General features: G+C 56.6%; 21 protein-coding genes and 3 pseudogenes. 10 read left to right on the top strand and 14 right to left on the bottom strand.

All coding sequences use genetic code 11. From position 1 onward, the window contains the following. Nucleotides 1–78: 78 nt before the first annotated feature. Genes NCHU2750_RS21450 through NCHU2750_RS21435 form a run of 4 tightly spaced genes read right to left on the bottom strand, consistent with a single transcriptional unit; the run spans nucleotide 79 to nucleotide 5,136 of the window. Nucleotides 79–735: a hypothetical protein gene (locus NCHU2750_RS21450; RefSeq protein ID WP_119943823.1), complete on the bottom strand. Its 657-nt coding sequence runs from the start codon at nucleotides 733–735 to the stop codon at nucleotides 79–81. A gap of 1 nt (nucleotide 736) precedes the next feature. Continuing rightward, nucleotides 737–3,631, bottom strand: a complete 2,895-nt coding sequence (locus NCHU2750_RS21445; RefSeq protein ID WP_119943822.1) for a 2Fe-2S iron-sulfur cluster-binding protein — start codon at nucleotides 3,629–3,631, stop codon at nucleotides 737–739. A gap of 1 nt (nucleotide 3,632) precedes the next feature. Beyond that, on the bottom strand, nucleotides 3,633–3,884 hold the full coding sequence (locus NCHU2750_RS21440; RefSeq protein WP_119943821.1) for a sarcosine oxidase subunit delta: 252 nt from the start codon (nucleotides 3,882–3,884) through the stop codon (nucleotides 3,633–3,635). A gap of 10 nt (nucleotides 3,885–3,894) precedes the next feature. Beyond that, nucleotides 3,895–5,136, bottom strand: a complete 1,242-nt coding sequence (locus NCHU2750_RS21435; protein WP_119943820.1) for an FAD-dependent oxidoreductase — start codon at nucleotides 5,134–5,136, stop codon at nucleotides 3,895–3,897. 128 nt (nucleotides 5,137–5,264) lie between these two features. On the opposite strand from NCHU2750_RS21435, the gene NCHU2750_RS21430 reads away from it, so the two are divergent. Next, nucleotides 5,265–6,158: a LysR substrate-binding domain-containing protein gene (locus NCHU2750_RS21430; RefSeq protein WP_162939741.1), complete on the top strand. Its 894-nt coding sequence runs from the start codon at nucleotides 5,265–5,267 to the stop codon at nucleotides 6,156–6,158. On the opposite strand, the gene NCHU2750_RS21425 is transcribed toward NCHU2750_RS21430, so the two are convergent. Together NCHU2750_RS21425 and NCHU2750_RS21420 are read right to left on the bottom strand one after the other, a co-directional pair. Further along, nucleotides 6,126–6,842 carry a GntR family transcriptional regulator gene (locus NCHU2750_RS21425; RefSeq protein WP_119943818.1) on the bottom strand — a complete coding sequence of 239 codons (717 nt, stop codon included), beginning with the start codon at nucleotides 6,840–6,842 and terminating at the stop codon, nucleotides 6,126–6,128. The genes NCHU2750_RS21430 and NCHU2750_RS21425 overlap by 33 nt on opposite strands. 136 nt (nucleotides 6,843–6,978) lie before the next feature. Beyond that, entirely contained in the window at nucleotides 6,979–7,737 is a 759-nt protein-coding gene (locus tag NCHU2750_RS21420; protein WP_119943817.1) for an SDR family NAD(P)-dependent oxidoreductase, read from the bottom strand. A gap of 120 nt (nucleotides 7,738–7,857) precedes the next feature. Here NCHU2750_RS21420 and NCHU2750_RS30645 point away from each other — a divergent pair, with 120 nt between their 5' ends. Further along, complete coding sequence (locus NCHU2750_RS30645; RefSeq protein ID WP_162939740.1) at nucleotides 7,858–8,856, top strand: GlxA family transcriptional regulator; 999 nt, start codon at nucleotides 7,858–7,860, stop codon at nucleotides 8,854–8,856. Here the strand turns inward: NCHU2750_RS30645 and NCHU2750_RS21405 are convergent. From NCHU2750_RS21405 to NCHU2750_RS21390, 4 genes are read right to left on the bottom strand one after another with little or no spacing between them, the layout of a single operon-like run. Continuing rightward, on the bottom strand, nucleotides 8,840–9,583 hold the full coding sequence (locus NCHU2750_RS21405) for an amino acid ABC transporter ATP-binding protein (RefSeq protein ID WP_119943815.1): 744 nt from the start codon (nucleotides 9,581–9,583) through the stop codon (nucleotides 8,840–8,842). The genes NCHU2750_RS30645 and NCHU2750_RS21405 overlap by 17 nt on opposite strands. 8 nt (nucleotides 9,584–9,591) lie before the next feature. Beyond that, on the bottom strand, nucleotides 9,592–10,425 hold the full coding sequence (locus NCHU2750_RS21400) for an amino acid ABC transporter permease (RefSeq protein WP_245480464.1): 834 nt from the start codon (nucleotides 10,423–10,425) through the stop codon (nucleotides 9,592–9,594). A gap of 43 nt (nucleotides 10,426–10,468) precedes the next feature. Continuing rightward, nucleotides 10,469–11,221 (bottom strand): amino acid ABC transporter permease, encoded by a 753-nt coding sequence (locus tag NCHU2750_RS21395; protein ID WP_119943814.1) that lies wholly within the window; start codon nucleotides 11,219–11,221, stop codon nucleotides 10,469–10,471. 9 nt (nucleotides 11,222–11,230) lie between these two features. Further along, the gene (locus NCHU2750_RS21390; protein WP_119943813.1) at nucleotides 11,231–12,055 is read right to left on the bottom strand and encodes a transporter substrate-binding domain-containing protein; all 825 of its coding nucleotides are present in this window, start codon (nucleotides 12,053–12,055) and stop codon (nucleotides 11,231–11,233) included. A 259-nt stretch (nucleotides 12,056–12,314) separates the two neighbouring features. Here NCHU2750_RS21390 and NCHU2750_RS31315 point away from each other — a divergent pair. Next, nucleotides 12,315–12,490: pseudogene (locus NCHU2750_RS31315) on the top strand (IS21 family transposase); the annotation flags it as partial. Next, nucleotides 12,417–12,839: pseudogene (locus NCHU2750_RS21385) on the top strand (integrase core domain-containing protein); the annotation flags it as partial. The pseudogenes NCHU2750_RS31315 and NCHU2750_RS21385, both read left to right, overlap by 74 nt. A gap of 61 nt (nucleotides 12,840–12,900) precedes the next feature. On the opposite strand, the gene NCHU2750_RS21380 reads toward NCHU2750_RS21385, so the two are convergent. Further along, a complete protein-coding gene (locus NCHU2750_RS21380) occupies nucleotides 12,901–14,949 on the bottom strand; it encodes an FUSC family protein (RefSeq protein ID WP_119943812.1) in 2,049 nt (682 codons plus the stop codon). 127 nt (nucleotides 14,950–15,076) lie between these two features. On the opposite strand from NCHU2750_RS21380, the gene NCHU2750_RS21375 reads away from it, so the two are divergent. Beyond that, nucleotides 15,077–15,520 carry a MarR family winged helix-turn-helix transcriptional regulator gene (locus NCHU2750_RS21375; protein WP_245480463.1) on the top strand — a complete coding sequence of 148 codons (444 nt, stop codon included), beginning with the start codon at nucleotides 15,077–15,079 and terminating at the stop codon, nucleotides 15,518–15,520. Here NCHU2750_RS21375 and NCHU2750_RS21370 read toward each other — a convergent pair. The 3 genes and pseudogenes from NCHU2750_RS21370 to NCHU2750_RS21350 form a co-directional block, all read right to left on the bottom strand. Then, nucleotides 15,431–15,886: a transposase gene (locus tag NCHU2750_RS21370; protein WP_162939739.1), complete on the bottom strand. Its 456-nt coding sequence runs from the start codon at nucleotides 15,884–15,886 to the stop codon at nucleotides 15,431–15,433. The two genes, NCHU2750_RS21375 and NCHU2750_RS21370, sit on opposite strands and share 90 nt — an antisense overlap. Next, nucleotides 15,822–16,325, bottom strand: a pseudogene (locus NCHU2750_RS30970) (transposase). Before NCHU2750_RS30970 ends, NCHU2750_RS21370 begins: the two are co-directional and overlap by 65 nt. Nucleotides 16,326–16,491: 166 nt before the next feature. Further along, the gene (locus NCHU2750_RS21350; protein WP_119943808.1) at nucleotides 16,492–17,448 is read right to left on the bottom strand and encodes a LysR family transcriptional regulator; all 957 of its coding nucleotides are present in this window, start codon (nucleotides 17,446–17,448) and stop codon (nucleotides 16,492–16,494) included. A gap of 274 nt (nucleotides 17,449–17,722) precedes the next feature. Between NCHU2750_RS21350 and NCHU2750_RS21345 the strand changes: the two genes are divergently transcribed. The 5 genes from NCHU2750_RS21345 (at nucleotide 17,723) to NCHU2750_RS21325 (ending at nucleotide 21,802) form a co-directional block, all read left to right on the top strand. Next, a complete protein-coding gene (locus NCHU2750_RS21345) occupies nucleotides 17,723–18,673 on the top strand; it encodes an agmatinase (protein ID WP_245480462.1) in 951 nt (316 codons plus the stop codon). Nucleotides 18,674–18,703: 30 nt separating this feature from the next. Further along, entirely contained in the window at nucleotides 18,704–19,567 is an 864-nt protein-coding gene (locus NCHU2750_RS21340) for a transporter substrate-binding domain-containing protein (protein ID WP_245480461.1), read from the top strand. Nucleotides 19,568–19,645: 78 nt separating this feature from the next. After that, nucleotides 19,646–20,308, top strand: coding sequence for an amino acid ABC transporter permease (locus NCHU2750_RS21335; RefSeq protein ID WP_119943807.1), 663 nt, complete (start codon nucleotides 19,646–19,648; stop codon nucleotides 20,306–20,308). Between the two features lie 10 nt (nucleotides 20,309–20,318). Next, complete coding sequence (locus tag NCHU2750_RS21330; RefSeq protein ID WP_119943806.1) at nucleotides 20,319–21,035, top strand: amino acid ABC transporter permease; 717 nt, start codon at nucleotides 20,319–20,321, stop codon at nucleotides 21,033–21,035. Further along, complete coding sequence (locus NCHU2750_RS21325; protein WP_119943805.1) at nucleotides 21,032–21,802, top strand: amino acid ABC transporter ATP-binding protein; 771 nt, start codon at nucleotides 21,032–21,034, stop codon at nucleotides 21,800–21,802. The genes NCHU2750_RS21330 and NCHU2750_RS21325 overlap by 4 nt, the downstream gene beginning before the upstream one ends. Nucleotides 21,803–21,816: the final 14 nt, after the last annotated feature.

Here is a 21,816-nt window from a genome sequence, read left to right as displayed (position 1 = left end):
TCAGGCATGGCCGCACGCGGATCTCACAACCCGCGCGGCAAGCCAGCCGGTTGGCATTGTTGATCGTATTTGCCGCTGTCAGGCGACGGTGCGTAACGCTTCGACGCTAAACCCTTTGGCAAGTTCCTCCGCAGTCTCGGCGAGCACATCGACAGCAAACTTGGCTGACGCGATGTCGAGGAAGATATCGTAGGAAACAGCACCAAAACGATCGAGGCGTGCGACAACCACATCCATATGCAGCGCGCGTGTCTGGGCAACCTCGTCAGGCTTCAGATTTGCCGGTCCGAGATCCGCCATAGAGATACGACGCATCAGGAGCGGTGCGTCTGGACCGGAAACAACAAACCAAGCCCAGCCCTCCTCGCGAAAGGCGTCATATCCCTTCACTGAAGGTGGGCTATCGTGCCAAGCCTTGCGGATCTCACGCAAGCGCATTCCATCGGTCCCAATCGGCGCAGTCAACAGGACTTCCTGCTGGCCCAGCCGCATGACTGTAGTACCGCAGGATGAAACGACACACGTATTAACCGCTGCAGGCACCGCCAGCCCCTGAGCTCCAAGCCAGTCGATCGTGCCGGGACCACGCAAACCGAAACGGTCGGTCGGGGTGCACTCGAGGACAACATTTTCCTCACTGCCGGGAAGTATCCCGCGATGGGCAAGGCGCGCGGCCAGGAGATCGCTGCGTAGTGACGGATCGACAGCCGTATTCATCTGTTGCATCGTCATCATCTTACATCTCCTGCCGCTTGCTTTCCGGATCGTAGAACGGAACCTTCACGACCTTCGCCTCGATATCCACGCCGCCGAAGCTCTTGATCTTCAAGCTTGAACCAGGCGCCACATCACGCGGATCGGCGTACGCCAGCCCGATCCATTTTCCGAGCGTTGGCGAATAGCAGGCGGACGTCACGAACCCGACAGGTTTGCCATCGCGGAAAACCAGATTGGATTCCCCGAGCTGCTGACCGCTCTCCTTTGGAATCTCGAAGCCACAAAGCCTGCGCTTTGCCGCAAGCTTGCTGCGAGCTTCTACGCCGGTCTTGCCCACATAGCGGGCCTTGGTCTTGGATATAGCCCACTCCATCGACAATTCTTCAGGCGTCGAAAGCGCATCGGTATCCTGACCGATGATGATGTGGCCCTTCTCCAGGCGCATGATACGCGAAGCTTCAAGACCATATGGGCGCAAACCGCAGGGCGCGCCGGCTTCGAGAAGCTTCTGCCACAAAGCTGCACCGTAAGACTGCGGCACATGCAATTCGTAGCTGAGTTCACCGGTGAAGCCTATGCGCATGATACGTACAGGGCATCCTCCAATAACGCCCACGCGGCCGTTCAGATAAGGAAACGCCTCCGGGGATAAATCGATATCGCCTCCGAGTGCTTCCAGAACCTTGCGGGCAAGCGGCCCCGTCACGTTGATAGCGGCAAATGCAGCCGTAATATTCTGAATATCGACCTGCATGCCCCATTTGGCATTCAGGAAGGTCATCTCGGTAAACACCCGAGCAACCGCCCCGGTAGTGGCCGTGACGTAGAACTCGGTTTCAGAGATACGGAAAGCGACACCGTCGTCGATAACCGACCCCATGTCGTTCAACATCAGGCAGTAGCGTACTCGTCCAACAGGCTGTTTGGCATGCGCCATGGTGTAGATGCGATCAAGAAATGCTGCGGCATCCGGCCCGCGGATCGCGAGTTTACCGAGCGTCGAGACGTCCAGCATACCGACCTTGTTACGCACAAGCGCAACCTCGTCGCTTATCGCGCGATTGACGTCGCCCTTGTCGGCGTAGTGATAGGGGCGCCACCAGGCACCCACAGGAGTAAGCTTCGCCCCTAACGCGAGATGTTCGTCATGCATGGCCGTATGACGGTAAAGTACATGGTTGGGTCCAGCGAGAAGCCCAAGCTTCTCAGGCCCGAAAGGTGGGCGCGAGGTGGTGATACCGACCTGGCCAACGCTGCGAGCAGTCTGCCCAGCAACAATGCGTGCTGTTGCAAGGGCGGAATGGCGGCCCTGCGACGGGCCCATGCCGACAGTCGAATAGCGCTTGACCAGTTCGAGCTCGCTATAGCCATCCGCAACAGCGTTCTTGATGTCCTTGACCTGAAGATCTTCGTCGAAATCGACAAAGTCTCTCCCCTTGGGATGCCCGGAAAGCTCCTGCGCGTAGTTCATCTCACAGGCATCGGCATCTTCGATTGCCTCTGCTACAGCCACGTCGTGGCCAAGAGCCCTTGCGGCCATCGCCCCGGCAATTTCTCCGCTGCGCAGAACGGAGTTGAGCGCAAATACACCGGAGACAGAGCCGGCGAGATAGAAATCCTTGGGCAAATTGCTCAACGTGAACTGGCGACGCTCATCGTCATATCCGAGCTTGGCGCCAGCGTTCAGCGGCAGTTGGTAGCCCGGCGTGTAGCCGGTTGCGACGACCATATGATCGCAGGCAACGGTTTTCTCGCCATGCTGCTGTGTGCTGTATGTTACCGCCCGGATACGTCTATTGCCCGTTGTTCCGAGTGCCGTGACAACTTGAGCGCCGCGAACAATCGGGACGCCCTTCTGGGCCAGCAATTGAGCCAGATTCTCGCAGGCTGCGCCGCCGCTCGGTGTCAGCACCGCAGCAACCTTGATCCCAGCATCGATCAAATCCAACGCGGTCAAGTAGCCGTCGCGGTTGCCGGCAAAGACAACGGCCTGCCTGCCGGGGCAAACCCCGTAGTGACGCAGGAGGCGCTGTGCCGCTGACGAGAGCATAATTCCGGGGAGGTCGTTATTCCGGAACACCAATGGCTGTTCATGGGATCCTGATGCGACCACCACCTGCTTGGCGCGAACGCGATACAAGCGATTTTCCTGCAGAACCGGAATGAAATTATCGGCGAACCAGCCATTGCATGTCGCGCCGGTCATGATCTGGAGATTGGGCAGATCTGCCGCCTGCTTGCGTAGCGACTGCAGGGCATCGATCGCCTCACCCGTTTCGACATCGAAGCGTGCATAGGTCAACGCACCACCCGTGTCGGGATTGAGGTCTACGACGAGAACCCGAACGCCGGCTTCTGCCGCCTTGATGGCCGCGGACAGGCCGGCCGGTCCCGCGCCGACGACCAGCACGTCGACATGCATGTTCTCGCGGATGTAGTGACCGTGCTCAGCATTGATATCCACCTTGCCGAGGCCCGCGGATTTGCGAATGATCGGCTCCCAGAATTTCAACCAGCTTTTCTGGCCAGGACCGAAAAATGTCCGGTAATAGAAGCCAACCGGCATGAACCGACCAAACTTGTCGAGAATGGAATTCCGGTCATTTTCTGCAGAGCCACTGACGTTCTGGGCAGTAACGACCATGTTGTCGGAGATTGCGCGCAGGTCGGCGCGCACATTCGGCTCGCCGCCAAGCTGCACGAGGGTGTTGGAGTCCTGCCCGGCCATCGTCAGGATACCACGGGGCCGGTGGTACTTGAATGAACGGGAGAGTATCCAGCGATCGGCCCCCGCCATCGCTGAGGCGATATTGTCTCCGGAGAACCCTTCGACGGCCTTGCCATCGAAGCTGAAACGAATCTTGCGGGTCCGGTCGATACGCGAACCCCAGGGGAATGGAAGCCGTTCAGTCATGTCAGGCAGGCTTTCGATTGGGAAGATAGGTAGCAATGATCTGGTCGGAGACAGTGTGGCGCTCTGCGATCAGGATCGTGTTGGACGGTGTGTGCCGCCACCACTCCTTGAGTACGCCAAGCGGATTTTCCGCATAGAAGAGCGACTCGACCAACTGGTCGGGTATGTCTGCATCGGCTGCGCGGACCGGACCCAGATACTGGAATTCAGTGATATTGCGAGGCCCGTTAACGGGGCAAGTCAGGATTTTCATAAGAGCCTCGTCAATGGCTGGCAGCTGTCGCGCCCATCTCGTTCAAGAGGGCAAAATTGTCGAAACGGCGCATATCGAAAGGCTTGAGAATATCCGGAACGCGACCTGTGGCGATTGTCTCGGCCATGCGCTTGCCGGCGACCGGAGTGGCCTTGAAGCCCCAAGTACCCCAACCGCAATCGAGCCAGTAGTTCGTCAGCGGCGACGCACCCATGATCGGGCTGTAGTCCGGCGTCATATCGGTGATGCCGGCCCATTGCCGCAACAGCTTGACCTTGTGCAGGAACGGAAAGAGATGCAGCGCGCCTTCGGCAAGGTGCTCTTTCTGATCGAGCGTCGAGCGAGTGGATGCGAGCTGATACGGATCGGAGCCGCCGCCGATGACAATTTCACCGCGCGAGGACTGCACCAGATAAGTGTGCAGGTTGGCAGACGAAACCAGCGTATTGAGGAATGGCTTGAGCGGCTGGGTCACCATGGCTTGCAGCGGGAAACAGCGGATCGGCAACTTGAAACCAGCCAGCTCCGCGACCTGACCGTTGAGGCCGCCTACGGCCTGCAGAACCTGGCCAGCAGCGATCGTCCCACGATTGGTGCGGATTTCGGTGACGCGGTCGCCGACCTTCTCAAAGCCCAGAACCTCTGTGCGCTGATGGATTTCGACGCCTCGTGCAGCCGCATGCTTGGCATAGCCCCAAGCGACTGCATCGTGGCGCGCAGTTGCGCCGTCGGCGTGCCAAAGGCCGCCGAGAATCTCGTGCTGACCGCCGATGTCGAGATTAAGGTCCGGGCAGAGGTCGCGGACCGTCTGGACATCGACCACCTCAATCTTCGTGCCCATATACTTGCCCATCTCCGCGCGCAGATGAAAGCTGCGTAGCGTCGCTTCCGAGTGCGCCAGCGTCAGCTGGCCACGCTGGGAGAACATGATATTGAAGCCGAGATCCTGAGACATCGTCTCGTAGAGTTTAACGCCTTCCTTGTAGAAGCTGACAGACTCCGGCGTCATGTAATTCGAGCGAATGGTGGTGGTATTGCGCGCGGTGTTGCCGCCGGCAAGATATCCCTTTTCCAGCACCGCGACATTCGTGATGCCATGCACGTTGGAAAGGTAATATGCGGCCGCAAGGCCATGGCCGCCGCCGCCGATAATGACCACGTCATAGGCGCGCTTCAGGTCCGGTGTTTTTGGAATGTCGCCGTACGGAACGTGCCGCGAGCGGAGACCATATTTCAACAGGGAGAAAGGCATTGTTTTCCTGCGCCTTGATGTGGCTTTAATGCAGACAGAATGCCTTCCGGCGGCCCAGACACAAGAAATCGTTCTTTACCCAATGACCACGTTTTTGTTATGGGTGAAAAAATCAAATGGGATCAGCCATGCGGAATCTCCCTCATCTCGACTACCTGCAGGCGTTCGAGGCCGCGGCCCGGCATTTGAGCTTTACCCGGGCGGCCGACGAACTGCATTGCACCCAAGCGGCGATCAGCCAGCGCGTACGCGCCCTTGAACGCTTTTTTTCGCGTCCGCTTTTTCACAGGCGCAGCAACGGATTGGAGCTTACCGAAGTCGGCGCAGCTTATTTACCGGGGGTTGCGGAGGCGCTTGATCGCGCAGAAATGGCAACCCAAGGACTACTTGGAGCCCGCGCCCATACCAGCCTGACAGTTTCTGCCCCGTTGAGTTTCGTCGCTCTATGGTTGGCTCGCAATCTGCACGGATTTTATCGGGCGCATCCTCAGCTTGAGGTCAGATTGAACAGTACCATCTGGACGGATCCCAACGTTGAGCTCGCAGATTTAAGTATTCTGGCGCTCAGCGTAGTAAACCCGCCTGCTGGCGCTGTCCGACTGGGCAGCGAGAGGCTTATGCTATTATGCGATCCGCAAACCGCACAAGCTGCCGGAGAAAAACCAACGGCCGATTGGGCAAACTCCGCTCGGCTTATCCACGTCCAGGGCCGCATGCAACTCCTCGATCTGTGGATGCAAAAAGAGAGACTTCAATTGTTACCCCAACACGCCGCCATCAAAGTCGACAACGCCGCAACGGCGCTGGAGATCTGCGCAAGCGGCGGCGGCATTACCGCCGCGATGTCATCTTACACCACCGGCTATCTCACGTCCGGACGCCTTGTGGCTCCATTTGGTGGAGGCGATGTCCTGCCCGTCGCTCTACATATCGTTCCCAATCAACAGCGACGTCTCACACGCGCTGCTTCCGCCTTTATCGAATGGCTTTCAGGGCAGGTTCCATTCGCTGGCGAGCTTTAGATCGTCACCGAGCACCGGCGAGCTTGCGAAGAGGATACGCTTTATGCGCTGTTTCGTAAGGGTGTGATGCAGGGTTGCGTATTCGTCCGCTTTCTCCACATCTCGCGAAACAATGGCATCGAAAATAAGGTCGTGCTGGCGTACGGTCTCTTCGAGATGTTTGCGGATATCGTTTTCATCGTCGCCAGTGTTACCGGCGAAACACGCCCGCGCGATACGGATCGAACCGATCAGCGCCTGTTCATAAAAGGCAGCGAAATGACGATTGTCCGCCGCATTCGCAATGGCCATGTGAAACGCGAAATTGCTTTCTGACCGCCCCACGCCCTCGCCGAGCGCTACCTCCTGCTTGAAGAGATCCATCTGCTTTGAAATTTTCTTGAGATCATCATCGGTTCGGTTTTGTGCTGCCAGGCGATGCACGATCCTGCTTGCGACGAGAAGAGCGTCATAGAGCTTAGGCAGATCATCAAAATCAAGCGGTGCGACTTTTGCCGAACGGCCCTCACGCACGACAAGCCCGTCGGCGATGAGCTGGATGATCGCCTCTCGGACCGGCGTTCGAGAAACAGACAACGATTCTGCGAGCGCGGCCTCGTCAAGACTGCGTCCGGGACGCAGCTCCAGCCGCAAAATGGATTCCCGCAGCTCCCGTGCGACTTTCCACGCATCTCTCTCGCTCATCTTCCCGCCTTCAATTTTAGACTTACAAAGCAATACCTTATCGTAAAAGTGGTATTACAAAGAAAATTACAAAGCAAGCAAACGGCCGGAGAGGACTGGCCCCGGCCGTTATTCGGCAATTCTTGCTATGAGACGCTTAACGGATCAACACGCCGGAAGCCATGAAGCCACCGTCGATATTGAGAATATGACCGTTAATATAGGCGGCTTCCGGCGAGGCCAGGAACTGGATCGCCGCCGCAACTTCCTCTGGCTTGGCATAGCGCTTTGCGGGAATCTGCGCGTCCCATATGGCACGATCCTTGGGACCATGTACTTGGAGGATCATCGGCGTATCCACGGGCGTCGGTGCCACGGCGTTGGCGGTAACGCCCTTGTCACCAAGTTCTGCCGCCAGCAATCTTGTCAACATATCTACCCCACCCTTGCTGCAGGAGTAAGCACCTCGCCCGGTGTTGGCGATCTGGCCGTTCACCGAACTCACAGTTATGATGCGGCCCACACCTTTCTCTACCATCTGCCTGCCGGCGAACTGGCAGCAGTTGAATGTTCCCGTGAGATTGACCGATAGTATGCGTTCCCAATCCTGTGGGTCAAAATCGAGGATCAAGCCTGTTTTGACAATCGCGGCACTCGTGACGAGCACATCGGTCCCACCGAGGGCAGCAACATTGTCGAACGCGGCCTCGACCGCTTCGCGATCGGCAACATCAACTGCAATGCTGCTGACATCCCCCACCTCGGAAAGGCGTGCCATCGCCTTGTCTAAAACTTCTTGGGAGCGGTCCATGATGATGACCTTTGCACCCGAACGCGCAAAAGCATATGCCGTCGATTCACCGATGCCACCAGCACCGCCAGTTACCACCACTATCTTGCCGCTGAAGTCAAACATGCGATCAAATCCCGATATTACAGACTACTCCGTATACAAATTGGATACCGCACTGTTGTCAAGCGCCAACTTGCGGATCGCAGATCCCTCGTACCTTGTCTCCATCGGGAGCATCCAGTGGTGAGCACGCCGATTTACCACCAAAGCAGCCTGTTCGCGGAGCATGGTGTTCGCAAGATCGGGATCATCCTAGTGGAAGGCTACGCGCTGATATCGCTTGCGGCGACCATTGAGCCGCTCCGCGCAGCCAATACATTGTCAAAGACGAAGTTATACGACCTGACATACATTGCAGCGGAAGGAGATCGAGTGCTTTCGTCAGTCGGGATTGGCGTCGATGCAATCGCCCTGAAAAACGCGCCGATCGATTTCGATCTTGTGTTTCTGGTGGCGGGCGGTAATCCAATACCTTACGAAAATGCCGGCTTGGGCCGATATCTGATGCGGCTTGCACGACACAACGTGCCGCTGGGCGGCGTTTCAGGAGGGCCGGCGATCCTCGCCCGGTACGGTCTGATGCGCCACCGTCGTTTCACCATTCACTGGGAGCATTTTGATTCGCTGAAGGAGATGTCGCAGGACTTCAACTTGGAAAAGTCACTGTATGTTATCGATCGCGATCGCTACACGTCGGCAGGTGGCACCGGCACGCTCGACCTGCTGATGCATCTGGTCTCCATCAATCACGGCCGGGTTCTGGCACAACAGGTCAGCGATTGGTTCATGCACACTGAGACCCGACTTTCAGAAGCCCCTCAAAAGGCAGGCCTTGAGCAGAAATACAATATCCGTCACCCAGCAGCGCTTGCAGCAGTCGAACTGATGCATAGCAATCTGGCCGACCGCTTCACCTTGAATCAAATAGCCAGCCGAGCTTATATCAGCAGCCGGCAACTGAACCGCATTTTCGTGGAAACGCTCAACATGAGCGTGATGGAATTTTACCGTCAGATCAGCCTCGACCGCGCGGCACAACTTCTCATGCAGACCACTCTTCCCATATCGGAAGTGGCGCTGGCGACGGGTTTTTCCAATGCCAGCCACTTCACCAAAGCCTTTCAGGCGCGTTTTGAGACGACACCCAAGGCAATGCGGTTAGCCGCTAGAGGACTTGGCTGAGAAAAGCCCGGGTGCGTGGGTCCTTGGGATTTGTGAAAATCTCATTCGGATGTCCCGCTTCAACGATAAGTCCCTTATCCGTGAAGTAGACCTTGTCGGCTACTTCTTTGGCAAAGCCCATTTCGTGGGTGACGAGGATGCATGTCATGCCATCTGCTGCGAGTTCCTTGATCGTCACGAGGACCTCCTTTACCGTCTCGGGATCAAGTGCGGCCGTGACTTCATCGAAAAGCATGATATCGGGGCGCATCGCCATTGAACGTGCGATTGCGACGCGCTGCTGCTGCCCCCCGGATAGCTCGCCCGGATAGCTGTCTTCCTTGCCTTCCAGGCGGACTTTTTTCAGCAAAGCCCTCGCACGGGCCTCAACTTCGGCACGTGGTTCCTTGAGCACCTTTACGGGAGCCATCATGATGTTTTCAAGTGCGGTCTTGTGAGGAAAGAGATTATATTGCTGGAAGACCATACCGATTTTCCGGCGCAAGAGCCGCTTGTCGAGCTTGGCGTCATGAACTTCCTGTCCCTCGACCGTGATCGATCCCTCCTGAATGTCATTGAGGGCGTTGATGCACCGTATGAGGGTCGACTTTCCAGAACCGGAAGGGCCGATGATGCAGACCACCTCGCCCTTCATGATGTCCATGCTGATCCCTTTGATAACTGCGAAGTCACCATAGGACTTCACTACGTTTTTCATAGCGATGATGGGCTGATTGGGAGACCACATATTTTCACCTAGAGCTTTATGGCAAACCGGCGTTCGAGACGCACCGTGAGTTTTGCAATCGGGTAGCAATACAGAAAGAAGAGAACGAGCACGAAGCCATAGAATGGCATGAGGAATTCCGGCCTGTTGCCTTCCGCTTCCATCGCCTGACGCGTCAACGTCACCATCTCCTCCGTACCAAGGATCGAGCAGAGCGGCGTTGCCATGGTGAGGATTGCATACCAGTTCATCCACGGCGGGATCATCCGCTTGATGCACTGGGGTATGATGATCTGCCAAAGTGTCTGCGTGCGGCTGAAACTCAGTGCTTCGGCGGCTTCCCACTGCGCTGAAGGCACGGACTGTATCGCTCCGCGAACGATGATGGCTATGTTGGCAGCGACCGGTAGCGACAGGCCGATAACCGCCTTGATCCAGCCTGGGAAAGGTATTTGCAAGCCGAGAATATTGAACTCGAACGGGAACGCCAGAAGCACGACGAACAACAGAACAAGCCACGGAGCATTACGGAAAAATGAGGTCACCAGACCGCCGACGAAACGGATCGGAAAAGCCTGCGAGATCAACGTCAGTCCGGCCAACACCCCCAAGCCGGTACCGAGCGCCATCGACAGCACGGAAATCAGCACATTGAATAGAAAGCCGTGCAGAACGAGAAATGGCGCCCATCGGTAGAGAACGGAAATGGCATCTTCTGCGGAGATCGTCCCTTGCGCGAAGGCATGCAGGGGCCAGACAAGAACAAGCAATGCGATCTGCCACCATTTGATGTTTGCAAGCCATGATGTCAGCATCATGGTATCCATCTGAGCCGCAGGACGAACCGGAAGCAGAACGGCCATACCGGCCTTTTTGGGCGAGCTACACTGTGTCTCGCTATAGATTTCAGACGCCATAGCCGGGCACCTTCATTCGTCGTTCCATAAATTTGAGGCCGAGTGACAGAATGCCGACCAATCCGACATAGACGATCAAAAGAAGCAGCATCGTCGGGTTTTGCGCTGCAGGATGATCATTCCAAAGCGAAGCAGACTGGTAGAGCAATTCCGGCACAGCGATCGCGAACGCCTGCGATGTGGTCTTGACCAAATTTATCAAGTTGCTGCTGAGCGCAGGAAGGCATACGCGAAGCGCCAAAGGGAACTGGATTTCGGAAAAGATAAGCCAGCGGCTCATGCCCAGCGCATCGGCCGCCTCGACAGTCGAGTGCGGAACAGCTTCCAAGCCGGAGCGAAATATCTCCACGTTGAAGGCAGCCCCGAAAAGCGAAAGAGCGATCGCTGCCCAGCCGACATTCGAGATAATCGGAATTTGCGTCCACCCGTCCGGGCTGTAACTTGGAGTGAATTGACCCAGAGCAAAATAGAAGAACAACAACTGCACCAGCGGCGGCGTGTTCCTAAAAATCTGGAGATAGCCGCTGACGCACAATCTCACGATTTTGTGTCTCGACATCTGCAGCATCGAACCGGCGAAGCCGATAACCAGAGATGCGACAACGCAAATCACACTAAGCTGGATGGTAACCCACAGACCGGACAAGATCCGGTCTGTGGCGCTTCCGTCGTACAACCAAATGAAATCCCAGCGGGGGGCTCGCTCCGCAAGCCCGCGGAAATATTCGGAAAAGGCGTTCATTCGACGACCTTACTTGATCGGGTCAGCCAGCTTTTCGTGCATGGCCTCAAGATAGCCTGTGGACTTGATCCCCCACTTCTTCTGGAGATCCAAAAGCAAGCCATTCCGGTGCCAGTTGTATTCAAGGCCGGAGATCAGATTGCCGAAAGCGCAGCTTTCTTCTTCCTTGGCAACGGCAATGCCCCAAGGTGTCTGATCTTCGGACTTCAAGGGCATTTCGAAATCGTCCCACTGGCCGGATGCCAGGTCGGACGCGATCGATGAATCATCAAACAGGAAGGCGACGCATTTGCGGTCGCGAAGCGCCTGTTTTGCCTCGGCGGCATTGGTAAATGCCGAGATTTTTGCACCGTATTTGTCCGAAACAGACTGATTGTAGAATGCGCCCTGGATGCCGCAAACCGGCTTTCCATTGAGATCCTTCCAATCTTTGAAGGCAAGCGCCTTCGGCGCCAGAATGTTGGTTCCGGATGCGTAGTAGTTTGGCCCAGGGATACCAACAATGTTACGACGCTCCTTGGTGTCAGTCATCGTCGCGATCATCAGATCGGTCTGGCCCTGTTCGACGAACTGCATTCGATTGGAAGCAACGACTGGAACAAGACGCAGCTTTACGCCAAGAGATGACGCCACTTCCTTGGCTAGATCGATCTCGAGCCCGACAACATCACCGTTGGTATCGCGGAAGCCGAATGGCTTGTAGTCAGCCTTAACGCCGACCGAAATCTCCCCTTTTTCGCTAATCCGTTTGAGTGCTGCATTGCTGCATTCAGCAGCGTTTACGGAAGTCGAAGCCGTCAACAGGCCTACAGCGAAGGCGATTATTCTCTTCATGTCGTTATTTCCCCTTGTTGCACTGCCGGAGAATTTGACGAAAGGCAGGATAAATTCTTTCCTTCAATGGACATTTTTTGCCAGTATTTGGCCGCCTGAGAGCGGCAATGCAAAAGTGGGCCACGGTAGCGGCGCGATAATCACGGCGCAGCGGCGGAGTAAAACCCGGTCACCTATCTTCCTTCTGCATGAAATGCGGGAGGGACAAGAGGATTTGCACTGCGCAACTTTATCCGAAGGTGCGATTGACCGCCTCGGAAGGGGTGCGTCGGCGGCGGCTTGGGAGGCTTGGGCGGTGGTCACATCCGAGCGCCCGCGTTCTTCAGGGCCGTGCCGAGCTCGATCGTCTACGACAACGACCGTTGTCTTGTGGCCGAGATCCTGCCGGATTGCTCACGCGTGCTTTGTGTTCGATGCCGTCGGCCAGGCACTGGATAATCGTTGCCCATCCATCGTGGTGGGTTGGTTCACCATTCCGACCGAGGCCCGCAACATGTGCCTATTCGCTATTTCGGACGAGTGGCGGAAGCGGGCGTCGAATGGTTCTATGGGGAGTGTCGGCCATTCCTACGACAACACTCTCGCAGAGACGATCAACGGTCTTTACAAAGCCGAGGTCATCCATCGGCGGCGAGCGTGGCGAAACTTCGCAGCCGTGGAGTTCGCCACTCTCGAATGGGTGGACTGGTTCAACCACCGCCGCCTTCTGGAGCCCATCGGAAACATGCCTCCAACTGAGGCCGAGGAGCGGTATTACGCCAGGCTGGATGCAACAGACACATAAGCTTAAACCAAACCGGTCTCCGGCAAACCCGGTGCGTTTCGGACAGCAGCGGCCCAAATTTCTATTCCGCTGCTTGGTGCAGGTATATTGGCTCGCCATAGTGCCAGCCGTCAGCATATGGAAACAGACTATAGCGCAGACTGACGACTGCGACGCGAATCCTGTCGACTTCGACGGAACTCACGGCCTTTCGTAGTGCCCTCAGGCAATCATCTATTGCGTGAAGTAGCGGCAAACTTGGATGCGTGTCTGACACTCTGCGTTTCGTTTGGTAATATTCCGCGAGTCTGCCCAAGACGTCGTCGACGGCACCTCGCACTGGCACCACCAGATCTGTTTTGCAGCGCTGAAGAGTGATGGCGTTGATGCCGACCCGAGTATCTTTCAAAATGTCGGCGCCGTGAACGCGCGATTCTGGTGGAAGAGCGGCCATCCTGGGAGCGAGGACAGCGAATCTGTCGAGCATTCTATGCATCAAAGGCTCGAAGGCGTTAGGGCGCGGCCGCCTTGCAATGTGGGAAATATCTGCCCAAGCCAGCCGTAGGACACGCGTCGCACTCCATTCTGTTTCAACCGCCCTCACCAGAGAAGCGATATAGATGGCCAGTATTGTCCCCAGAATCGTAGCGAGATTAGTGTTCAGGAATGTGGCGAGATCGAGTACCGGTCGGGCCTGTAGTGTGAGCATGGACGGAATGCTGGTTGAAATCACCATGCCGGGCAGAAAGGTGGCAGGCTTTGCAATGAGAAGACCAAGCGGCACGAAGAGGAAGGCTAGGCCAAATGCAAGTTCTTCGAACGTGGCGATCATCGGCATTATGGCGAAGACGAACACGAAGCTGAGCGCCATGGCGCAGAGAGAAAATTTCAGGAATTTCCGGACCACGGGAGTCGGATTGTCCTGTGTGGCGAAGAAGCTCATGAGAATGCCAGCGATCAGTGGCATCCCGGCACCGCTGCTCCATCCGGTGGCTATCCAGGCAAAGGATCCGACAATAATGGCAAGTGCCGCCGAAATGCCCGAAAAGACTGCCATGCCAAGATCCACGTGAACTAGATCGCGGTGTTGTTTCGTCCTTCGGGGCAACGCGCCTGTCGTGTTGCCGAGGGCGATCTGGTTACGCAAACGAATGCAATCATCCCAGACCTCTGCGAGTTCGTCGAGGCGCACGGTGAGATTCTGTAAAAGAAGATTCTCCCATCCCTGCATGCAGTCGTCGTCGGTCTGCCTGCACGCAGTCATCGTTTCGTGCAGGTTGACGAGTTCTTTCGATCTAATGCTGGCTGATAGTTGCGCAGTCATGGCCAACATCGTCTCTGAAGGCTCTACACCGCGTCGCGCCATTGCCGCTTTGACATCGGCTATCCCCGAAATGATAGGCAGCATGGTTACCATTCGAGCCTGCAGGCTACGCGACCAACCGACTGCCGCGCGATGCTCCGATGTGTCGTAGGCCACATGCGTGGTGAACAATCGAATATCCGCCGCATCAATGCCCAGCTTGCGCCAAAGACCGACCGACCCGACCTGCTGCGCTCTGCCCGAAAATGCGTCGGCGATGAGCAGCGATACGTCATCAAGCCATCTATCTACGCGCACCAGCAGCACAGGGCCGGCATGGCGGGGAAATATGACGCGGTTGATAACGGCGGCGCAGATAATGGCGATCGAGATCTCGACGACGCGGGAAGTGGTATAGGTGAATACCTCCCCGGGGCTGTCTACGAGTGGAAGGCTGGTCATGGCTGCCGTATAGCCAGCTAACATATAGCTGTAGCTTCTTGGTGACCTGTCCAGCAAGCTCAACGCCAGGCAAAAGCCAACCCAAACCGCGATTGCGAGCGTGAGCAGTTCCGGTGAGTTCACTAGGTTCGGCACTATGACGACGCTCGCAGTGCCGCCGACTGTAGTCCCGATCAAACGGTAAACGGCTTTTGATGTGCTGGCGCCTGAAAGAGGGTTGGCGACAATGTAGACCGTTGTCAGTGCCCAAGCAGGCGTCTGCAGATCGAAACAGAAAGCGATAAATAATGCCAATATCGCGGCGGCAAATGTTTTGAGCGAGAAGACCAGATCCAAGAAATCCGGCCTGAAGGCATTCTTGCTCATAGTGGTATCTCTGGGCATTTAAATCGTATACGTATTAATCGCATGCGGAGCAATTCTGTGCAAGATCCTATGTTTACGGCTCGGAGCCAAATCTGGTAATTCCGATCCTTCATGGAGATTTCACCTGATGGATCGAAAGATGGGCAGACAGGGTGAGCGAGCGATGGTGACCTCAGTCCTCCTGCAAGCCGGCAGTATTTGGAAACGCGCAGCAGAAAAGGCTCTCGTTGAGGATGGCATCTCGGTAGCGCGCGCCAATCTCCTGCTTTGGGTAGCAAGACTGGGAGGGGGGGTACGCCAGGTTCAGTTGGCCGAATGTACAGGGCTTGCAAGCCAATCCCTCGTGAGGCTGCTTGACGAACTCTCGGCTTCTGGCCTGCTTGAGCGCCGTGAAGACCCGGATGATCGCCGTGCAAAGTCTCTCTGGCTCACCCCCGAGGGTGCTGCTCTCGCCGAGCGGGTGGAGCAGGTGCTCGCCGAATTAAGGCAGCGTGTCTTTGCCGACATAGACAGAAAGGATATCGAGGCGACTTATCGAGTCCTTGATGCGATCATCGAATATGGACAGTGATGACGTTCGGCGTTGAGATGGGCAGCATTTTTGATAAAGCCTTATCGCCAGAAGCATGACATGGATAGGCGGCACTGGCCGAACAAAAACTATTGGCCTGAGATGCGATTCGAAATCGGGAATTAGCCGGATTGGTGACTGCCATTTCAAAAGATCGCATGTCTGCACACCATCATATGCGCCATCGGCAATGAAACGGTCGACAAGGCCGTCGATCTGATCGAGAAGATTTGGCGAGGCCGTCGGATTACCTATCTCATCCGTGGTCAACTCGCTGCAAACAATCTCACCGCTGGCCAGATCAAACCCGACATGTAACTTTCGCCACCGCTTGCGGCTGGGCTTGGCGCCATGCTTTTTTTTCAAACCATTCTCCGGCGCCAACGATCTTAAGCCCTGTACTGCCGACGACCAGAGGAGCCGGTCCCTCTTTGCCCAGGCGAGGCCTCCTCGGCGGCAAGGCCAATCCCTTGCTTCGGCGAGACAGGGTTGAAAAGTCAGGAACCAGGACATTGAGCCCCATGAGTGCCGCCACGCTGCGCATCAGGCCCTAGGTTTGACGCAGAGGCAGACCGTAGACAACGCGCAAGGTAAGGCACAGTGTGATCGCCAGATCCGAAGTTTTCTGCTGTCCACCACGCGGCTTCCGCCGGGATGCCGACCAGAGGTACTGCGCGTCCTCGCTGATCCAGACCGTCAAATCGCCACGTCGCCGCAGGCTTTCGTTATAGGCTGCCCAGTTCGTCAGCCGATACTTCTGCCGGGCAATCTCGTGTCGCCGGGCAGAGTTGTACTTGTGCGACATGAGGCGAATCCTCTAAGGTTTTGGCTCGCTCGATACGACCGCTGCGCACGTACCTTCTTCTCAAGCATTTGCATCGCTGCAGCTGTCATCTTTTGGCTGTGATTTAACGAGTCATCCGGTAATTTGTGGCTGCCTCCCTCGGACCTGAAAGATGGGTCACACTTCACTACGGATCGACTACGAAGCTAAGCTTGGAGAAGAGTTCCGGATGCTGGTGGCGGGTTCTGAGCAACTGGCTATCGAAAACCTGGCGGGCGCCCTGCTGGATCAAGTCGGTCAGGGCGCCGAGTTCGTATTGCCTCGTGGCCAGTGTGATCCTGCGCGAAATGGCAGACTTCTCAATGGGCCTGATATTGACCTGATGGCGTTCAGGCGTTTCTCGCAAAAGCAGCAAGGATGGCACCAGAGCCCATCCAAATCCATGAGCCACCGTCATCAATACGGAATCAAGAATGTCGAATGTGGCTGTCGGCGTCGCGTCTATCTTGAGGCGGGACAGATAGGCAGCAACCAGCCGGCCGAAACCGGAATCGCGGTTTGCGCCCACCATCGGCACGCCCGCGGCCAGCTCACCGAGCGACAAATGGCTGAGTAGCGGCGGCGTGATTAGAACGACGGATTCTGTTAGCAGGTTGAACTTCGTCGCACCATCACGCCGCTCGTCATCGTCAAGCACGATGAGTGCCGAGAGTTCCCTGGCATAAAAACGTTCCCACAGTTCGGCATTGCTGCCGCTGGCAACCGTCCAGGAGCGCGAGTTTGCGGCAAGTTGCTCGATGAGATTTGTGGCAAACCACGTACCCAAAGTTTCGATAACGCCGATGCTGAGATGGGCATGCTTTACCCGGCCTTTGGTTCTCAATTCCTGATTTATACCTGTGGCGTCCTGCAGTAGCTGCTGCCCTCGGCTAAAAAGTTGTGTCCCTAGAACCGTTGTCTTGAGGGGGCGAAACGAGCGGTCGAACAGCGTGACGCCCATCCGCTTTTCCATGCGACGGATCAGATGTGAAACGGCAGATTCCGTCAAGCCCAGCCGTCGCGCGGCCTCCGTCATACTGCCGGTCTCGCAGACTGCTATGAAAGCATCCAGATCGGCCAAGTCAAAGTCGCGTGTCGTCTGCATTGAAATCGCATTCCAAAAAATAGGCAATTGCGGCCTGACTATGCAGCTACAATGAATTTTTTTCAAGGTTGACGGTTAGTTTGACCATCAAGCCAAGCCGGAGCTCCACGCCCCCGTGCACCGATCCGCCTCAAACACTCGCCTTTTCATAGGCTTACTTTGAAACGCCGCGGATATTCACGCTCGTCATCGAGTAGAAATCGCTTAAATAACCTGATTGCAACTTGGCTCATTTTCTTCATGCTATCGCCAATATTGAGAAAAGGAGAATGCCTTGCTTACCGCCAGACCCGCACCCGTGCACGATACGTTGCTCTATTCCGCGCCGTGCCACGATCTCGATCAACTCGATGCCGATATCGCCTTCCTCGGTATCCCCTATGGTGCGGCCTATGACCAGTTCGCGGTTTCGAGCGAACAGTCCAAATTCCCCGATGCACTGCGCCGGGCAACCGACCGCATCGTGCGCGGCCTCGATCATTTCGACTTCGACTTGGGCGGCACATTGCTCGACAACCAGCCGATCAAGATGGTCGATTGCGGCAATGTCGCCGGCCACCCCTCAGACCCGACGGTGCATCAGAAGAATGCCGAACTGGCCGTGCGCCAGATCCTGAGAGCAGGGGCCATGCCGATTGTTCTCGGTGGCGATCATTCCACACCGATCCCGATCTTCAAGGCCCTGGCTGAACTGGGCAAGCCGGTCACGCTTATCCAGGTTGATGCGCATCTCGATTGGCGCCAGGAAATCAACGGTGTTACCGAGGGCCTGTCCAGTCCGATCCGCCGGGCATCCGAGATGGATCACATTGGCGAGATCTTCCAGATCGGCCTGCGCGCTTCCGGCAGCGGCCGCACGGAGGAATATGAAGCGGCGATAGCGTATGGCGCAAACCTTATCACGGCGCAGGAAGTTCATGACGTCGGCATGAAGGCGATCCTCGACCGCATCCCGGATGGCGGAAACTACTACCTCACTGTCGATGCCGACGGTATGGATCCGTCTCTTATGCCGGCGGTTCTCGGTCCGGCCTTTGGCGGGTTGCTCTATCCTCAGATGTTGACCCTCATCAAGGGCCTGGTTCAAAAGGGCAACATGATCGGCATGGATATTGTCGAGATCGCTCCTGACCGGGACCACAACCGCCGCACGCTGATCGCCGCTGGCCGCTTCATCTTCAATCTGATCGGCACGGCCGTTCGGGCGGGATACTTCAACAAATAACGATAAAACAGACCACCACAGGAGAACATCATGGCATTTTCGAAATTCATGAAGGCAGCCGGTATTGCGGCTGCCCTCCTTGCCCTGCCGGTCACCGCGTTTGCCGGCCCGGTCATGGACAAGATCAAGGAAACCGGAAAGATCACGGTTGCCACGGAAGCATCCTACCCTCCTTTCGAATTTGTCAAGGATGGAAAGATTACCGGCTATGGCAAAGATCTTCTCGATCTGCTGGTTCAAGCCCTCTCGAAGCAAGTCGGTAAGGAGGTTCAGCTGGAGCAGCTCGATCTACCGTTCCAGGGCATTCTGCCTGGTCTCAGCGCTGGTCAGTTCGACTTCGTCGCAACCTCGGTCGGTATCAACGCCGAGCGCGCCAAGCGTTACGCCTATACACGTCCCATCGCCACGTCTGCCCAGACGGTGATGATCCGTGCCGGAGACGCCGACAAGCTGAAGACGCCTGAAGATCTGAATGGTAAGATCGTCGGTACACAGATGGCGTCCGCAAGTGAGCCTGTTGTTCGCGGCTTCGATGAAAAAATGAAGTCCGCCGGCAAGCCGGGCGTTGCCGAACTCAAGCTCTTCACATCCTATCCGGAGAGCTATGTAGCACTTGCCAACGGATCGATCGACGCCGTCGTTCAATCAGGGCCAGCCTTGGCCGTTCTCGTAAAAGAACGTCAGGGAGTGTTCAAGCTGATGGGACCGCTGACTGACCAGAAGAGCTATCTGGCCTGGGTAGCACGGCCGGAAGACAGCGATTTCCGCGATTTCGTCAACAAGTTCTTCATCGATCTCAACAAGAGCGGCAAAATGGGCGAACTCCAGGAAAAGTGGTTCGGCTTCAAGATGGATACGCCTGACAGCGGTTACCTGCCGGAAGGCGCCCTCTGACATTACCGCCAACTTCTGAGCAGGGGGCGGATCTCGGGTCCGGCCCTTGCGTTTTTTTGTCTACCGCGGAGCAACACCATGGAATTCAGTTTTGGGTTCATGCTTTCAACCATACCGGCGTTGCTTTCGGCGGCAGGCGTAACGATCCGCGTGGCAGCGCTGACCATTCTTCTGTCGATCAGCCTCGGTACTCTTCTCACCATCATTCGGGCGTTCAAGATCAGGCCCGTCAACTGGGTGATTGGGCTCTACATCAGTTTCATCCGTGGAACTCCACTTCTCGTCCAGATATTCTTGGCGTTTTACGCACTTCCGGCAATTGGTATAAAGCTTGGCCCGGTTACAGCAGGCGTTCTCGCCATCACCGCCAATAATGCCGCTTTTATGACTGAAATTTTTCGCGGCGCGCTGGCGAGCATCCCGCCAGGCCAGATCGAAGCCGCCGCGTCACTCGGCCTCAATTCACGGGCAATCTGGCTCAAGGTAATCCTGCCGCAGCTTTATATACGCTCGCTGCCGGCAATCATCAACGAATGCACGATCGTCGTCAAAGGCACGGCGCTGCTTGCAGTCATCACTGTCGTGGAAGTGTTTCGTACCGCCCAGCAAATCGGCTCAAGCAGCTTTCGCCCCTTCGAGACGTTTGTCGCCGCTGGACTTGTCTTCCTGGCCATGAGCCTTGTCATCAGCCAGACCGGCCTCTGGCTCGAGCGCCGCTTCTCGCTGCGTCGTGGCGTCTGAGGAGAACGATATGGACTATACCGTCGTCACCAACAATTTGCAGCTGTTCGCAAAAGGCATCTGGATGACCATCCAGATCTCGATCGCCGCCGTCCTTTTTGGCTTCGTCATCGCTTTCGGTGTGGCATTGATCCGGACCAGCCGCTTCCACGCGCTTAAGGTTGCTGCCGCAGTCTATGTCGAAGTGCTGCGAAATATCCCCTTCGTCATTCTGCTTTTCATATTCTTCTACGGCCTGCCCTTTGCCGGCATCAGGCTGCCGGAACAATTTGCCGGAACGATCGCGCTGTCCTTGTTCGCCTCGGCCTATTACGGCGAGATCATTCGTGGAGCGATGGCATCGGTCCCGCGCGGACAGGTGGAAGCGGCGCGGGCGATGGGTTTCACCTGGGGCCAGACTTTGAGAGACGTCATCATCCCGCAAATGTGGAAATTCGCGCTGCCACCGATGGCAGGCACCACCACGATGGCGATCAAGGAATCCTCGATCCTGAGTACCATCACGGTTGCCGAGCTAACCTATCAGGGGCTCGTTGTGCAGGGCATGACATTCGCGCCCTTTGAAGTCTTCTTTGCGGTGGCGGGGCTTTACTGGATCTATACGGCCATCATCTCACAGCTCTTCCGCCAGGCTGAGCGCCGGCTTGGTGCCTCGGAACTGGCTGCCGCCTACCGTAGCCCTGTTGCTCGCAAATACCTGACACTTGACGCCGGGAGGCGCGCATGAGAGCCCCGATCCTGACAATCGACAATTTGATCAAATCCTATGGGCCGACCCGCGTACTGAACGGTGTCAGTCTGGATATCCGGCCCGGAGATGTCGTCGGTATCATCGGCAGGAGCGGTTGTGGTAAGAGCTCGCTTCTGCGCTGCATCAACGGCCTTGAGAAGATCGACGACGGGTCGGTCAACTTGCGTGGCGAATTCATCGGTCGCGTGCCGCAAACGGAGGGCCGTTGGCGCTACCAATCCGAACGGGAACTGACGAAACTCAGGGCGCGTATCGGTTTCGTCTTCCAACAGTTTAACCTGTGGTCCAACAAGACGGCGCTCGACAACGTCGCGCTGCCGCTCGTCAGGGTGCAGGGAAGGTCCTGGACCGAGGCACGCCAGAATGCGGCGGATATGCTGACCAAGCTTGGCCTCGGCACCAAGACAGGCTCGTATCCGAGCGAACTATCCGGCGGTCAGCAGCAGCGCGTCTCTATCGCTCGCGCCCTGGTGATGAAGCCGGAACTGATGCTGCTCGACGAGCCGACATCGGCGCTTGATCCGGAACTGGTGCGGGAAGTGCTGGCCGTTCTGCAGGATCTCGTGGCCGACGGCATGACGATGCTCTGCGTCACCCACGAAATGGGTTTCATCCGCAATTTCGGCAATCACCTCATCTTCATGGACAAGGGCAAGATCGTTGAGGCGGGACCGCCCAAGGATGTGATGAGCGCGCCGAAGACCGAGCAGCTACAGACGCTACTCGGCATGATGGCCCATTGATACCCGTATCCATC

The sequence above is a fragment of the Neorhizobium sp. NCHU2750 genome (assembly GCF_003597675.1).
GTDB lineage: Bacteria > Pseudomonadota > Alphaproteobacteria > Rhizobiales > Rhizobiaceae > Neorhizobium.
Note: the sequence above shows the minus strand (reverse complement) of the source record. Positions and strands in the feature narration are given on the sequence as shown.